Genomic DNA, 13,841 nt, shown 5'->3' with positions numbered 1-13,841 from the left:
ATCGCCGGGCAGGGGGCTGCAACCATGGCTAAGGGAGAAGGCGCTTGCGACACGCATGGGCCCTGATCAGCGTGACTGCCGCCGCCTTGCTGGCCACCGCCCTCGCGCTGGCTCCCGGCGCGCGCGCCCAGGGGCCGCAGCCGGTGCTGGACCTGGCGGTCATGGAAACCCCGGCCGGCACCACCCTCGACGACATCCTCACCGGCCGCGCCCAGCCGGGCTTCACGCCGGTGCTGACCCCCGGGTTTCCCTTCACGGCCCGCGAAGGGCAGGTGCTGTGGGTGCGCATCCGCACCGACCTGCCGGCCGGCGACCAGGCCTGGCGACTGGGCGTGGTGCGGGTTCCGCTGGAACACCTGCGACTGCGCCTGCATCCGCCGGGCGAGGTGGTCGTCACGGACAGCTTCTTCAGCCGCGGCGACGGCCAGCGGCCCTGGCCCAGCCACTTCGACCTGCCGCTGCCGGCCGGGACGGCTGGCCCGACCGAGATGTACCTCGAGCTCGAAGGCCGGGTGATGGGCGGCCTGCATGTCAGCCTGCGCGACGCTGCCGCCGCGGCGGCGCGTGAGTCCGAGGCGCGGTTCTGGTTCCGGATCGTCTACGCCCTGTTCCTGCTGGTGGCGGTGCTTTCGCTGGTGCGCCACGCCGAAGACTCCCGGGCCGGGGCGCTGTCGGTGGGCGCCGCGGCCTTCTGTTCCTGGCTGGCCTGCCTGGGCATCAACGGCCACCTGTATTCGCTGCCCGAAGTCGCGCTGCTGTCGGGCCTGGGCGCCGTGGTGCCGCAGGCGCTGTTCCTGCTCGGCGCCGGGCCGGTGGTGCTGGCGACGCGCCACTACAGCGGCCTGGCGAAGTCGGCCCCGCCGCTGGTGGGCTGGATGCGCGGGCTGGGCTGGGTCCTGGTGGCCGGCGCCCTGTTCGCGCTGAGCCTGCCGGCCGATGCCAGCATCACCCTGCAGTGGGTGGCCTGGTTCAGCTATCCGGTGGCGCTGGTGGCCTGCATCGTGATGCTGGTGCTCGATTCGCGCAGCTACCGCTGGGCGCCGCTGCTGACCTGGCTGGCGATGGGCGCGGCGGTGCTGCTGCGCGTGCTGGCCGACCACCAGGTGGTGGTCGCGAACTGGTGGACGCTCTATGGCTGGCAGCTGCTGCTGGCGCTGGCGATGGCCCAGTACCTGGGCCTGCCCTGGGCCCGCGCCCGGCTGCAGCGCTGGGCGATGCGCAAGCGGGCCGAGCCGCCGCCGCCCAGCGCCGAGGAAAAGATCGGTGCCGCCCGCGAGAAGCTGCTGGCCAGCCTGCAGCACGGGCTGGCGCATGCCGACGACGACGACGTCTCCTGGATCGCCTACCGGCGCCTGCTCGACGGTCTCAAATCCGTGCTGGTGCAGGACAGTTCGGCCGTGGTCGGTGAGCACGCCGACGGCGAAGAGCTGCTGCAGGTCGAACCCAAGTCGGCCGAACCGCGTTACCGCAACCTGCTGCGCGAACGCGCCACGCTGCTGCGAAACCTCAGCAAGCTCAAGGCGGCGCAGCAGGTCGGCTTCGATTTCGACGGGCCGGAAGGGCCGCTGGAAAAGGTCCAGCTGGCGGTGATCCCGCTGCCGATCCCCAAGCCCGGCTGGGGCGCGCTGCTGGTCGAACGCCCCGCGGACGTCACCTATTCGGAGGCGGAGCTGGCGCTTTGCGCCGAGTTCGCCGCGATGGCGGTGGTGGCCGGCGAAGAGGCCTCGGGCACGGTCAGCGCCCAGCGCCAGGCCGAAACCGACCCGGCGACCGGCGTCTTCCGCGACGAGGCCATCCGTGAACGCCTGCAGCAGATGCTCGAAGCGGCCCGCCTGAAGCAGACGCCCTTCAGCCTGCTGTGGATCGAAATCGACCAGGTGCCGGCGCTGCGCGAGGCCGGCGGCGAAGTCGCCGTCGTGGCGGCGCTGCGGCCGGTGGCCAACCTGCTTCGCGACGAAATCCACCATGGCGACCTGGTCGGCCGGAATTCCGGCGGCGGCTTCCTGGTGCTGGCGCCCGGCAAGAAGCTGCTGCAGGCCCGCGAATACGCCGAACGCCTGCGCTCGGCGGTGTCGCACCTGGTGGTGGACCCGCGCATCGCGCCGTCGCTGAGCATCAGCGTCGGCATCGCACAGGCGGCGTCCGACGAACGCAAATCCGCCGAGCTTGCCGAACGCGCGGCCAATGCCGCGCGAGTGGCGACCCGCAACGGCGGCGACCAGATCTTCAGCTGAGGACCCATGTCCACGACCCTCGTCATCGGCAACAAGAACTACTCGTCCTGGTCGCTGCGGCCCTGGCTGCTGCTGCGGCATTTCAACGTGCCTTTCGACGAGATCCGGCTGCCGCTGGACACGCCGGAATTCCACGCGCGCATCGGCGAATTCTCGCCCAGCAGGCGGGTGCCGGCGCTGCACGACGGCGACGTGGTGGTGTGGGATTCGCTGGCCATCTGCGAGTACGCCAACGAGCGCTGGCTGGACGGGCGCGGCTGGCCCCGCGATCTTGAGCTGCGCGCGCTCGCGCGCAGCGCTGCGGCCGAGATGCACTCGGGTTTCCCGGCGCTTCGCGGCCAGCTGCCGATGAACTGCCGGCGCAAGCCGCGCGAGCGGCACTGGGATGAGGCCGCCGAGTCAGACATCCATCGGGTCGCGGAGCTGTGGCTCAAGCTCCGGCAGTTCAGCCGCGGCGGAGAGTTCCTTCTCGGGGACTTCGGCATCGTCGATGCGATGTTCGCGCCGGTGTGCGTGCGCTTCACCGGCTACGGCGTGAAGCTCCCTTCCATCGCCCGCTACTACGCCAGCGCCGTCATGGCGCTGCCCGCGATGCAGGAATGGGTGGCGTCGGCGCTGGCCGAAACCGAGATCGTCGGCGCGGAAGAAGCCTGAGCGCGGTCGGGCGCTTCACCAGGATTCAAACTCGCAGACGTAGATCAGCTCGCAGGCGCCGTCGCCGCTGTCTTCGCGGGTGAGCGAACTGCGCCACTGCCAGCCGTCGTCGCCGTGGATCTCGACCAGCCAGCCCTTCAGGCGCACGGTCTGGTCTTCGCGCACGCGGTCTATCGCGCGGGCGACGGCGTCGTTGGCCGGCACCAGGTGCATGTTCGCGCTCGAGCGGATGATTTCCTGCAGCGGCAGCGGCGGGCCGTCCGTGCCCCAGCGGTAGCGGTACCAGCGGCCGCCCTGGGAAATGTCGAGCTGCTTGTAAATCGCCGGGTCGGCCATGCGCTGCCAGCCCAGCGCGAGGTCGGTGGGCGAGAGGCCGGCATTGCGGTCGAAACGATAGTCCTCGCGGCCCAGCACCCGCGCCTGGATCGCGAAACCCGCCAGCGGGCGCAGGGTGTGGCCCTCGAGCGCCAGCACCGGCGCATCCTCGACCGGCACCTGCAGGGGTTCCGCCAAGCCCGAAGGCGAGGCCATCGGCGGGCAGCCCAGCGTGGCGCCCTGCACCGGCACCGCGACGCCGCCCGGGCTGCGGCCGGCCACCCAGAACAGCGCAAGCGTGGCGACTGCGAGCGTGATCCAGAGCCAGCGGGGCATGGCGGTCGGCCGGCCGGGTCAGCGCGTGAAGTCGCCCGCGGCTTCGGGCTGGTAGGCGATGGCGGTGACGCGCAGGCGCAGCGAGCGCCCGCCCGGGGCGTTCCAGTCGATGCTCTGGCCCACCGACAGGCCCAGCAGCGCGGTGCCCACCGGCGCCAGCACCGAGACCTTGTGCTGGTCGACGTCGGCATCGGGCGGGTAGACCAGGGTCAGGCGGTGGGTTTCGCCGCTGACTTCGTCCTCGCAGGTGACTTCGGAGTTCATCGTGACCACGTCGGCGGGCATGTCCGCCGGTTCGACGACGTTCGCGCGCTCGAGTTCGCGGCCGAGCGCGGCGGCGGCAGGCATCGAGGCGACGGCCGGGGATTCGAGCAGGCGCTCGAGGCGGTCCAGGTCGCGGCTGGAAACGGTGATCGGTGGCGAGGTGGCCATGGGGGCTCCAGAAAGCGAAAAGGGCGCCGCGTTGCACGCGCCGCCCGGGTCATCAAGGTTTATGGGGCCAAGATAGCCCCTGGCCCGCCGGGCTTCAAGACTTCGCCGGCCGCCGGCTTCCCGTTTCGTTCACCGGCAGGTCCAGCAGGCCCGCGGGCAGGTCGCGCAGGACCGCGGCGAGGTCGTGCAGGAACCCGCCCATCGCCGAACTGCGCCGCCAGACCAGGGCCAGGCGACGGCTGGGCGGCGGGTCGCGGAAGGACAGCAGGCGGATGTCTTCCGAGGCCGGCACCGGCGGCTTCACCGCCAGCACGGGCAGCAGGGTCACGCCGACGCCGGCGGCGACCATCTGGCGCAGGGTTTCCAGGCTGGTGGCGCGGAAGCCTTCCTTTTCCCCGGCGCCGGCCAGGCCGCAGACCTCGAGCGCATGGTCGCGCAGGCAGTGGCCCTCTTCGAGCAGCAGCAGGTGCTGGTCGCCCAGTTCGCCCAAGCGCAGGTTGCGGCGGCCTGCCAGCGGATGGCCGTCGGGCACCGCCAGCATGAAGGGCTCCTCGAACAGGAACTCGGTTTCGGCCCATTCCTCGTGCAGCGGCAGGGCCAGCACGGCGGCGTCGAGCTTGCCGTCGCGCAGCATGTGCAGGATGACTTCGGTTTTTTCCTCGACCAGCAGCAGTTCCAGGCGCGGGAAGCGCTTGCGGATGCGCGGCACCACGTGCGGCAGCAGGTAAGGGCCCAGCGTCGGGAACAGGCCCAGGCGCACGCTGCCAGCCTCGGGGTCGGCAGTGCGGCGCGCGGTCTCGCGCATCTGGTCGACTTCGGCCAGCACGCGGCGGGCGCGCATCGCGATGTCCTGCCCGGCGGCGGTCAGCATGACGTGGCGCGGCGCTCGCTCGACCAGGGAAACCCCGAGTTCTTCTTCGAGTTTCCTGACCTGGGTCGAGAGCGTGGGCTGGCTGACATGGCAGGCTTCCGCGGCCCGCCCGAAGTGCCGCAGGTCGGCCAGGGCAACGAGGTAACGCAGATCGCGGAGGTTCATGGCGATTGCTATAGCCTATGGAATGGCCGATGACAATCGGCGACGTGTGAAGGTGCGGTGTCGACGCGATAGTCAGAAGCTATCGCAGCGATAGAAATAATCACTTTCACATATCAATAGGCTTTGCCTACCATGGCCGCAAGTTTCGATTCACCCTTCCTCAAACCCACAGGAGCTGACATGTCCCTGATCAACACCGAAATCCAGCCGTTCAAGGCCCAGGCCTTCCACGACGGCAAGTTCGTCGAAATCACCCAGGAGTCCCTGAAGGGCAAGTGGTCGGTCATCGTCTTCATGCCGGCCGCCTTCACCTTCAACTGCCCGACCGAAGTCGAGGACGCGGCCGACAACTACGCCGAGTTCCAGAAGATGGGCGCCGAGGTCTACATCGTGACCACCGACACCCATTTCTCGCACAAGGTCTGGCATGAAACCTCGCCGGCCGTGGGCAAGGCGAAGTTCCCGCTGGTCGGCGACCCGACCCACCAGCTGACCCGCGCCTTCGGCGTTCACATCGACGAAGAGGGCCTGGCCCTGCGCGGCACCTTCATCGTCAACCCGAAGGGCGTCATCAAGACCCTGGAAATCCATGACAACGCCATCGCGCGTGACATGAAGGAAACCGTGCGCAAGCTCAAGGCCGCCCAGTACGTCGCCGCCCACCCGGGCCAGGTGTGCCCGGCCAAGTGGAAGGAAGGCGAGAAGACCCTCGCCCCGTCGCTGGACCTGGTCGGCAAGATCTGAGTCCCGCTCCACGGAAACATCGCCCGGGCGGTCTGCCCGCCCGGGCATTTCCCCTCGCGCTGCATCTCGCCCGGTGGTTTTCGCCTGCGGCCCCGACCGGCCCCAGGCGCAAACCCCTGCCCAAGGAGTCAGGAAATGCTTGACCAGAATCTCAAGACCCAGCTCGCCGCCTACCTCGAGAAGCTGCGCATGCCGATCGAGCTGGTCGCGTCCCTGGACGCCAGCGACAAGTCGCGTGAGCTCGAGGCCCTGCTGGGCGAAATCGCCTCGCTGTCGGACAAGATCGCGCTGCGACTGGACGGCGACGACGCCCGCAAGCCCTCGTTCGCGATCGTGCGCAGCGGCAGCGACATCGCCGTGCGTTTCGCCGGCATCCCGCTGGGCCATGAATTCACTTCGCTGGTGCTGGCCCTGCTGCAGGTCGGCGGCCATCCGTCCAAGGAATCGCAGGAGCTGCTGGAACAGGCGGCCGCGCTCGACGGCGACTTCAGCTTCGAGACCTACTACTCGCTGTCCTGCCAGAACTGCCCGGACGTCGTGCAGGCGCTGAACCTGATGGCGGTGCTCAACCCGCGCATCAAGCACGTGGCGATCGACGGCGCGCTGTTCCAGGACGAAGTCGAGCGCCGCGAAGTGATGGCCGTGCCGACCGTGTTCCTCAACGGCGAGGTCTTCGACCAGGGCCGCATGGACCTGGCGCAGATCGTCGCGAAGCTCGACAGCAACGCCGGCAGCCGCGACGCCGACCGCATCCGCGCCAAGGCGCCCTACGACGTGCTGGTGGTGGGCGGCGGCCCGGCCGGCGCGGCCGCGGCGATCTACGCCGCGCGCAAGGGCATCCGCACGGGCGTGGCGGCCGAACGTTTCGGTGGCCAGGTGCTCGACACCATGGGCATCGAGAACCTGATCGCCGTCGACCACACCGAAGGCCCGAAGCTGGCCGCGGCGCTGGACGCCAACGTGCGCGCCAACGACGTCGACGTGATGAACCTGCAGCGCGCCACGCGCCTGGTGCCGGCCGACGAGGTCGGCGGCCTGGCCGAGGTGCAGCTGGCCAACGGCGCCAGCCTGTTCGCCCGCACCGTCATCCTTTCCACCGGCGCGCGCTGGCGGCAGATGGGCGTGCCCGGCGAAGAGCAGTACCGAAACAAGGGCGTGGCCTACTGCCCGCACTGCGACGGCCCGCTGTTCAAGGGCAAGCGCGTGGCGGTGATCGGCGGCGGCAACTCCGGCATCGAGGCGGCCATCGACCTGGCCGGCATCGTCGCCCACGTCACGGTGATCGAGTTCGCCGACAAGCTGCGCGCCGACGAAGTGCTGCAGCGCAAGCTGCGCAGCCTGCCGAACGTCGACGTCGTGCTCAACGGCCAGAGCACCGAAGTGCTGGGCGACGGCCGCAAGGTGACCGGCCTGAGCTATCGCGACCGCGTCAGCGGCGAGGATCGCCAGCTCGAGCTGGACGGCATCTTCGTGCAGATCGGACTGCTGCCGAACACGGAGTGGCTGGCCGACACGATCGAGCTGAGCCCGCGCGGCGAAATCGTCGTCGATGCCCACGGCCGGACTTCGGCGCATGGCATCTTCGCGGCGGGCGACGCCACCACGGTGCCTTACAAGCAGATCGTGGTCGCGCTCGGCGCCGGCGCTACCGCCAGCCTGGCGGCCTTCGACCACCTGATCCGGCATCCGCTGCCGGCCGGTGCCGAAGCGCCCGGAAATACGGCCGAGACGGCCTGAGCAAACCCTGCCCCTGTGGGAGGGACTGAAGTCCCTCCCACAGGGGCGTTATCATGGCGCCGCCCCTGGAGGAGCGCGCCATGTCCCCTGCACAGCCCGGCGCCGCCGGCGACATCGATCGCCTGTATGCGGCCATTCCCGAACGCAACACCGGCGACTGCCTGCTGCGCACGATGCAGCAGCACCACGTCCAGCTCTCGACGATGGCCGACACCAAGGCCAACATCATCATCACGATGTCCTCGATCGTGCTCACCCTGGTGCTCGGGCGGCTCAGCGACCCGCTGCTGCGCAGCGCCTCGATCACCCTCGCCGTTTTCACGATGCTGGCGCTGCTGCTTGCCGTGCTGGCGGTGCTGCCCAAGTACCGGCCGCTGAAGCTCGAGGGCGACAGCATCCCGCCGCAGTTCAACCTGATGTTCTTCGGCCATTTCGCCGAACTGCCGCGCGAGCGTTTCCTCACCGAGATCGCCGGCGCGCTCAAGTCCGATGGTTCGGTCTACGAAACCATGGCGCGCGACACCTACGCGCTGGGTTATTACCTGGCGCACCACAAGTACCGCTACCTGCGCCTTTCCTACCTGTTTTTCCTGGGCGGCTTCCTGCTGGCGTGTTTCGTCCAGGGCTGGCAGCTGCTGCTTGGCTGAGCCGGGCACGATCGCCGACGCGCTGCGCGAAGCCGCGGCGCGCCTGCCCGGCGACGAGGCCCGGCTCGAGGCCGAGCTGCTGCTGGCCCACGCCCTGCAGCGACCGCGCAGCTGGTTCTACGCCCATGCGGGCGACCCGCTGCCGCCGGCGCAGGCCCGCGCCTTCGCGGCCCTGCTGGGCCGCCGCGAGGCAGGCGAACCGGTGGCGCAGATCACCGGCCGGCGCGGGTTCTGGTCCCTGGACCTGGCGGTGTCGCCGGACACGCTGATCCCCCGGCCGGAAACCGAGCTGCTGGTGGAACTCGCGCTCGAGCGTTTGCCGCGGACCGACGCCGCGCAGGTGCTCGACCTGGGCACCGGCACCGGCGCGATCGCCCTGGCGATCGCCAGCGAACGGCCGCTGGCGCGGGTGACTGCGGTTGATGCCAGCGAAGGCGCGCTGGTCGTGGCGCGCGCCAACGCCAGCGAAGCCGGCCTGCCGCTGCGACTGCTGCACGGCGACTGGTTCGCGCCGGTGGCGGGCGAACGCTTCCACGTCGTTGTTTCCAACCCGCCCTATATCCCGGAAGGCGACCCGCACCTGGTCCGGGGCGACCTGCGCTTCGAACCGTTTTCAGCCCTGGCCTCCGGGCCGGACGGGCTGGACGCACTGCGGCAGATCACCGCAGGCGCGCCCTCCCACCTGCTGCCCGGCGGCTGGCTGCTGGTCGAGCACGGGTACGACCAGGGCGAGGCCGTGCGTTCGCTGTTCGAGGGCCGGGGTTTTGAAAGCGTGGCCACCGACCGCGACCTCGAGGGCCGCGAACGGGTGACGCTGGGGCAGTGGCCGGGCTGAGCCGGCCTCAGCCGCCGACCGCGCTGCGGCGCGACTTGGCCAGCTCCGGCCAGCGGTCGAGCAGGGCGGCGCGGATGCCTTCGTGGTCAAGGCCGGCCTCGGCCAGCAGCTGTTCGCGGCTGGCGTGTTCCTGCCAGTCGTCGGGCAGGCCCAGGTGCAGCAGCGGCAGGCTGACGCCCTCGGCGGCAAGCAGTTCGGCGACGCCGCTGCCGGCACCGCCCGCGACCACGTTGTCCTCGAGCGTCACGAAGCCCTCGTGGCTTTCGGCCAGGTCCAGCAGCAGCGCCCGGTCGAGCGGCTTCACGAAGCGCATGTTCACCACCGTCAGCCCGAACTCCGCGCCGATAGCCTCGGCCGCCGGCACCATGGCACCGAAGGCCAGCAGGGCCACGCCGGCGCCACGCTGGCGCAGTTCGGCCTTGCCGATCGGCAGCGTATCCAGCGAAGGCTGCACGCTCGTGCCCGGGCCGGTGCCGCGCGGATAACGCACGGCGGCGGGGCCTTCATGGCGGAAGCCGGTGCTGAGCATCTGCCGGCATTCGTTTTCGTCCGCCGGCGCCATCACCACCATGTCGGGCACGCAGCGCAGGAAGCTCAGGTCGAAGCTGCCGGCATGGGTGGCGCCGTCGGGCCCGACCACGCCGCCGCGGTCGATCGCGAACAGCACGTCGAGCTTCTGCAGCGCCACGTCGTGGATCAGCTGGTCGTAGCCACGCTGCAGGAAGGTCGAGTAGATCGCGACCACCGGCTTCACGCCCTCGCAGGCCATGCCCGCGGCCAGCGTCACCGCATGCTGTTCGGCGATGGCGACGTCGAAATAACGCTCCGGGTATTCCTTGCTGAAACGCACCAGGCCCGAGCCTTCGCGCATCGCGGGAGTGATGCCCATCAGCAGCGGGTCGGCGGCGGCCATGTCGCACAGCCAGTCGGAAAAGACCTGGGTGTAGGTGGGCTTGGCCGGGCCGGCTTTTTTCACCACGCCCACGTCCGGGTCGAAGGGGCCGACGGCGTGGTATTCGATCTGGTCGCCTTCGGCGCGCTCGTAGCCCTTGCCCTTGGTGGTGATCACGTGCAGCAGCTGCGGGCCCTTCAGGCCGCGCAGCGTGCGCAGGGTGGACACCAGCGCGGGCACGTCGTGGCCGTCGATGGGACCGGTGTAATGGAAGCCCATTTCCTCGAACAGCGTGGAGGGCACGAACATGCCCTTCCAGTGCTCCTCCCAGCGGCGAACGAACTTCGCCGCGGGCTTGTTCTTGTCGCCCAGCAGCTTCTTGCCGCCCTCGCGCAGCGCGTTGAGCGTGCGGCTGCCGGTCATGCGGCCGAGCATCTTGGTAACGCCGCCGACGTTCTCGGAAATGGACATCCGGTTGTCGTTGAGGATGACCAGGATGTCGGGCTCCGGCTCCATGCCGCCGGCGTGGTTCAGCGCCTCGTAGGCCATGCCGGCGGTCATCGCGCCGTCGCCGATCACGGCCACCACGCGGCGGTCCTCGCCGCGGGCGCGGGCGCCGATGGCCATGCCCAGCGCGGCCGAGATGGAGGTGGAGCTGTGGCCCACGCCGAAGGTGTCGTACTCGCTTTCCTCGCGCTTCGGGAACGGCGCGACGCCGTCCTTCTGCTTGACGGTGTGGATGCTGTCGCGGCGGCCGGTGAGGATCTTGTGCGGGTAACACTGGTGGCCGACGTCCCAGACCAGGCGGTCGGACGGGGTCTCGTACAGGTAGTGCAGGGCGACCGTAAGCTCGATGACGCCAAGACCGGCGCCGAAATGACCGCCCGACTGGCTGACCTTTTCGATCAGGTAGGCGCGCAGTTCATCGGCGATCGCCGGCAGGTCGGTTTCCGGGAACTGGCGAAGGTCGGCGGGAACGGCAATGCGCGAAAGGCGCGGGTAGCGCTGGGGATCCATCGGGAATCTTGCGTGGGGGCAGGACTGAATTGTCCGGCACCCCGTCGGTGGGGGCAAGGCGAACACGGGCCGCGGTTCAGGCGGCCCGAAGGGGCGGCGCGCCGGTTTAGCGGCGGAACCGTCCCAGCAGGCCGCCCTTGGCCGGCTCGGGCTCGCTGGGCGCGACGATGTCGGGCTGCGCGACGCCGACCGCGAGGCTGGCGTTCACGTAGTCGGTGACCTCGGCCAGGCTGGCGCCGCTGAGCTCGGCGATCTCGGTCAGCAGGGCCGGGCCCTTCATCATCACCGTGGCGATGCGGAAGTGGCGCGGGAACTCGCGTTCGGTCTGTGGCCACTTGAGCAGCTTGTAGCGGTCGTTCGGGCTGTAGCCCGGGGCGAGCACGCCGTCTTGGCCACCCAGGCCCAGGATCCAGGCCAGCCGGCTGAAGGGATGGCTGCCGCCCAGTTCGGTGGCCAGGGCCGGCAGCTGCGCCGGGTCCACGGGCTCGAAGTCGGACTCGCGCACGATTGCGGTGGCGTAGGGCAGCAGCGGCTTGAGCGTCGCGCCGCCGAGGTAAACGCCCTGGGCCGGGTCGAGCACGATCGCCGGGGCGTCGCCCATCTGCAGCCGGACCGGACCGGCCAGCGCGCCGGGAATGAGGTAATCGGCCAGGCGGGCGTCCGCCGGCGGTTCCGGGGCGGGTTCGGGCTCCGGCTCGGGGGCCGGGGCCGGTTCGGGCGCGGATGCTTCCGCGGCCGGGGTGACGGCCACAGGCTCCGGCGCGACGGGCGTTTCCGGGGCCACGGGTTCGGGTTCGGCCGCGACCGGCGGCGCCTGGGACTCGAGCTCGGCAAGCAGGGTGGCGACGCCCTCGGCGGTGACCGGGCGGGAGAGCTGGAAGTCGGTCCCGGCGCGCGCCCCGGCGGTCAGCGCGACCACCACCTTGCCGCCGCTCATCGCCTTCATCAGGCTCATCTGGCCGTACATGGAGTCCATGTCGACGACCACGACTCCGGCCTCGTTCTCATTGGCCAGTTCCCAGCGCTGGGCGGCATTGGCCTGCCTGAACGCAGCTTCCACCGTCGCCTGTTCGTCGCGCGGCAGTCCGGCAAAACAGATGCTTCGTGTCGTCATTTGCTGGTAGTCCCCTGACCGCGCCGGCAAGGTACGGCGCGAAGGCCGGAAGTGTCGGCGCTGGGGCGGACCGCGTCAAATCGGCTCAGGTGGGCCGGGCGCTCCGGCGCGGCAGGTGGCTTTTGAGGAAGGCCATCTGGTCGGCGAGGATGTGCCGGTTGGACAGGATCAGGTGTTCAACCCAGCTCGGCCGGTACGGCACGGCCAGCAGCGGCATGCCGGCCTGCTGCGGGGTGCGGCCGCCCTTGCGCGAATTGCAGTGGAAGCAGGCGCAGACCACGTTCTCCCAGACGTCGCGGCCGCCGCGGGACACCGGCACGACGTGGTCGCGGGTCAGCGAATGGCGCCCGTACTCCTTGCCGCAGTACAGGCACAGGTTGCGGTCGCGGGCGAACAGGGCGGTGTTGCTCAAGGCCGGCGAGGGGTCGAGCGCTTTGGCCTGGGCATGGCTGCGGCCGGCGACGATCGGGTGCAGTTCGACCAGGCTCTGCAGGCCGGTGGCGCGGCTGGTGCCGCCGCGCACGACCAGGCAGGGTTCACCCAGGGTCCAGGCGACGGCGCCGCGAACGTAGAGGCAGACCGCGTCCTGCCAGTGCATCCAGTCCAGGATCCGGCCGTGGGCGTCGAGGGAGAGCACGCGCGGCAGCGCGGTTTCCGCGAAAGACGGGGCTCCACCCGGGTGGGGGCTGCTCCCGGTACCCACCAGACTCAATCGGGTCGGCGGTGTTCCCATTTGCGCCGAGCATACGCCCCTCGTGTTGCAGTTCAAGCGCTGGGGGTGCCGGCGTGGCCGGGCTAGAATCCCGGCTCCCCTCCAGCAGCGAGAACGGCATGCGCGGCCTGTATCCGGACATCGAACCCTACGACAGCGGCTTCCTGCAGGTGGACGCCCGGCACCGGCTGTTCTACGAACAGTGCGGGAACCCGGACGGCAAGCCGGTGGTGCTGCTGCACGGCGGGCCCGGGGCGGGCTGCGGCGCGAAGATGCGGCGTTTCCACGACCCCGCCGCCTACCGGATCATCCTGTTCGACCAGCGCGGGGCAGGGCGCTCCACGCCGCACGCCGACCTGGTGGACAACACCACCTGGGACCTGGTGGCCGATATCGAGAAGCTGCGCCGCCACCTGGGCATCGACCAGTGGCAGGTGTTCGGCGGCAGCTGGGGCTCGACCCTGGCCCTGGCCTACGCCGAGGCGCACCCGGACCAGGTCAGCGAACTGGTGCTGCGTGGCATCTTCATGCTGCGGCGCTGGGAGCTGGAGTGGTTCTACCAGCAGGGCGCGTCGCGGCTGTTCCCCGAGGCCTGGCAGCGCTACCTGGAGCCGATCCCGGTGGTCGAGCGCCACGACCTGATGAGCGCCTACCACCGCCGGCTGACCTCGGACGACGAGGCGACCCGTCTGGCGGCGGCGCGCACCTGGTCGGTCTGGGAGGCCAGCACCAGTTTCCTGCAGGCGGACGAGGCCTTCGTGCACAGCCACGAGGACGCGCACTTCGCGCTGAGCTTCGCGCGCATCGAGTGCCACTATTTCGTCAACGGCGGCTTCTTCGATGCCGACGACCAGCTGCTGCGCGACGCGCATCGCCTCAAGGACATCCCGGGCGTGATCGCGCACGGCCGCTACGACGTGGTCTGCCCGGTGCAGAACGCCTGGGACCTCAAGCAGGCCTGGCCGGGCGCGAAGCTGGAGATCGCACCGACCTCCGGGCATTCGGCCTTCGAACCCGAACTCGTCGACATCCTGGTTCGCGCCACCGACGGCTTCCGCTGAAGCAGTCGCCGAAAGCCGTAGGAGCGCCTTCAGGCGCGAATCTCTTGATGGGGCAAATGCCCGGCAAAGGAGTAT

13 protein-coding genes are annotated in these 13,841 nt (G+C 70.1%); 7 read left to right on the top strand and 6 right to left on the bottom strand.

Annotated features, from left to right (window positions below; all coding sequences use genetic code 11):
- Positions 1–44: 44 nt before the first annotated feature.
- Both ACE3TE_RS09480 and ACE3TE_RS09475 read left to right on the top strand, forming a co-directional pair.
- On the top strand, positions 45–2,234 hold the full coding sequence (locus ACE3TE_RS09480) for a diguanylate cyclase (RefSeq protein WP_374604369.1): 2,190 nt from the start codon (positions 45–47) through the stop codon (positions 2,232–2,234).
- Positions 2,235–2,240: 6 nt separating this feature from the next.
- Positions 2,241–2,888, top strand: coding sequence for a glutathione S-transferase family protein (locus ACE3TE_RS09475; RefSeq protein WP_374604367.1), 648 nt, complete (start codon positions 2,241–2,243; stop codon positions 2,886–2,888).
- Between the two features lie 15 nt (positions 2,889–2,903).
- Here the strand turns inward: ACE3TE_RS09475 and ACE3TE_RS09470 are convergent, their stop codons facing one another.
- From ACE3TE_RS09470 to ACE3TE_RS09460, 3 genes are all read right to left on the bottom strand, one after another.
- Positions 2,904–3,539 carry a hypothetical protein gene (locus ACE3TE_RS09470; RefSeq protein WP_374604365.1) on the bottom strand — a complete coding sequence of 212 codons (636 nt, stop codon included), beginning with the start codon at positions 3,537–3,539 and terminating at the stop codon, positions 2,904–2,906.
- Between the two features lie 18 nt (positions 3,540–3,557).
- Positions 3,558–3,971 (bottom strand): nucleoside diphosphate kinase regulator, encoded by a 414-nt coding sequence (gene rnk / locus ACE3TE_RS09465; RefSeq protein ID WP_374604363.1) that lies wholly within the window; start codon positions 3,969–3,971, stop codon positions 3,558–3,560.
- Between the two features lie 94 nt (positions 3,972–4,065).
- Complete coding sequence (locus ACE3TE_RS09460) at positions 4,066–5,007, bottom strand: LysR substrate-binding domain-containing protein (RefSeq protein WP_374604361.1); 942 nt, start codon at positions 5,005–5,007, stop codon at positions 4,066–4,068.
- Positions 5,008–5,187: 180 nt separating this feature from the next.
- On the opposite strand from ACE3TE_RS09460, the gene ahpC reads away from it, so the two are divergent.
- The 4 genes from ahpC to prmC all read left to right on the top strand — a co-directional run bounded on the left by ahpC (position 5,188) and on the right by prmC (position 8,970).
- On the top strand, positions 5,188–5,751 hold the full coding sequence (ahpC, locus tag ACE3TE_RS09455) for an alkyl hydroperoxide reductase subunit C (protein ID WP_374604359.1): 564 nt from the start codon (positions 5,188–5,190) through the stop codon (positions 5,749–5,751).
- Positions 5,752–5,886: 135 nt separating this feature from the next.
- Positions 5,887–7,488, top strand: coding sequence for an alkyl hydroperoxide reductase subunit F (gene ahpF, locus ACE3TE_RS09450; RefSeq protein ID WP_374604358.1), 1,602 nt, complete (start codon positions 5,887–5,889; stop codon positions 7,486–7,488).
- Between the two features lie 80 nt (positions 7,489–7,568).
- Positions 7,569–8,135 carry a Pycsar system effector family protein gene (locus ACE3TE_RS09445; protein ID WP_374604356.1) on the top strand — a complete coding sequence of 189 codons (567 nt, stop codon included), beginning with the start codon at positions 7,569–7,571 and terminating at the stop codon, positions 8,133–8,135.
- On the top strand, positions 8,128–8,970 hold the full coding sequence (gene prmC, locus ACE3TE_RS09440; RefSeq protein WP_374604354.1) for a peptide chain release factor N(5)-glutamine methyltransferase: 843 nt from the start codon (positions 8,128–8,130) through the stop codon (positions 8,968–8,970). The genes ACE3TE_RS09445 and prmC overlap by 8 nt, the downstream gene beginning before the upstream one ends.
- Positions 8,971–8,977: 7 nt before the next feature.
- Here the strand turns inward: prmC and dxs are convergent, their stop codons facing one another.
- The 3 genes from dxs to ACE3TE_RS09425 form a co-directional block, all read right to left on the bottom strand.
- On the bottom strand, positions 8,978–10,879 hold the full coding sequence (gene dxs, locus ACE3TE_RS09435; protein ID WP_374604352.1) for a 1-deoxy-D-xylulose-5-phosphate synthase: 1,902 nt from the start codon (positions 10,877–10,879) through the stop codon (positions 8,978–8,980).
- A gap of 106 nt (positions 10,880–10,985) precedes the next feature.
- Positions 10,986–11,993 carry a hypothetical protein gene (locus ACE3TE_RS09430; RefSeq protein ID WP_374604350.1) on the bottom strand — a complete coding sequence of 336 codons (1,008 nt, stop codon included), beginning with the start codon at positions 11,991–11,993 and terminating at the stop codon, positions 10,986–10,988.
- An 85-nt stretch (positions 11,994–12,078) separates the two neighbouring features.
- Positions 12,079–12,726 (bottom strand): HNH endonuclease, encoded by a 648-nt coding sequence (locus ACE3TE_RS09425; RefSeq protein WP_374604348.1) that lies wholly within the window; start codon positions 12,724–12,726, stop codon positions 12,079–12,081.
- A gap of 98 nt (positions 12,727–12,824) precedes the next feature.
- Here ACE3TE_RS09425 and pip point away from each other — a divergent pair, with 98 nt between their 5' ends.
- Positions 12,825–13,766 carry a prolyl aminopeptidase gene (pip, locus tag ACE3TE_RS09420; protein ID WP_374604346.1) on the top strand — a complete coding sequence of 314 codons (942 nt, stop codon included), beginning with the start codon at positions 12,825–12,827 and terminating at the stop codon, positions 13,764–13,766.
- Positions 13,767–13,841: the final 75 nt, after the last annotated feature.

The sequence above is a fragment of the Arenimonas sp. genome, from assembly GCF_041919775.1.
Lineage (GTDB): Bacteria > Pseudomonadota > Gammaproteobacteria > Xanthomonadales > Xanthomonadaceae > Arenimonas.
The sequence above is the reverse complement of the archived record's forward strand: the minus strand, read 5'-3'. Positions and strand labels throughout refer to the sequence as shown.

Excerpts from the sequence above, each read along its gene's own strand:
- ACE3TE_RS09475 (WP_374604367.1), top strand. The coding sequence starts at position 2,241 with ATGTCCACGACCCTCGTCATCGGCAACAAGAACTACTCGTCCTGGTCG.
- ACE3TE_RS09470 (WP_374604365.1), bottom strand. The coding sequence starts at position 3,539 with ATGCCCCGCTGGCTCTGGATCACGCTCGCAGTCGCCACGCTTGCGCTG.
- rnk (WP_374604363.1), bottom strand. The coding sequence starts at position 3,971 with ATGGCCACCTCGCCACCGATCACCGTTTCCAGCCGCGACCTGGACCGC.
- ACE3TE_RS09460 (WP_374604361.1), bottom strand. The coding sequence starts at position 5,007 with ATGAACCTCCGCGATCTGCGTTACCTCGTTGCCCTGGCCGACCTGCGG.
- ahpC (WP_374604359.1), top strand. The coding sequence starts at position 5,188 with ATGTCCCTGATCAACACCGAAATCCAGCCGTTCAAGGCCCAGGCCTTC.
- ahpF (WP_374604358.1), top strand. The coding sequence starts at position 5,887 with ATGCTTGACCAGAATCTCAAGACCCAGCTCGCCGCCTACCTCGAGAAG.
- ACE3TE_RS09445 (WP_374604356.1), top strand. The coding sequence starts at position 7,569 with ATGTCCCCTGCACAGCCCGGCGCCGCCGGCGACATCGATCGCCTGTAT.
- dxs (WP_374604352.1), bottom strand. The coding sequence starts at position 10,879 with ATGGATCCCCAGCGCTACCCGCGCCTTTCGCGCATTGCCGTTCCCGCC.
- ACE3TE_RS09430 (WP_374604350.1), bottom strand. The coding sequence starts at position 11,993 with ATGACGACACGAAGCATCTGTTTTGCCGGACTGCCGCGCGACGAACAG.
- ACE3TE_RS09425 (WP_374604348.1), bottom strand. The coding sequence starts at position 12,726 with ATGGGAACACCGCCGACCCGATTGAGTCTGGTGGGTACCGGGAGCAGC.
- pip (WP_374604346.1), top strand. The coding sequence starts at position 12,825 with ATGCGCGGCCTGTATCCGGACATCGAACCCTACGACAGCGGCTTCCTG.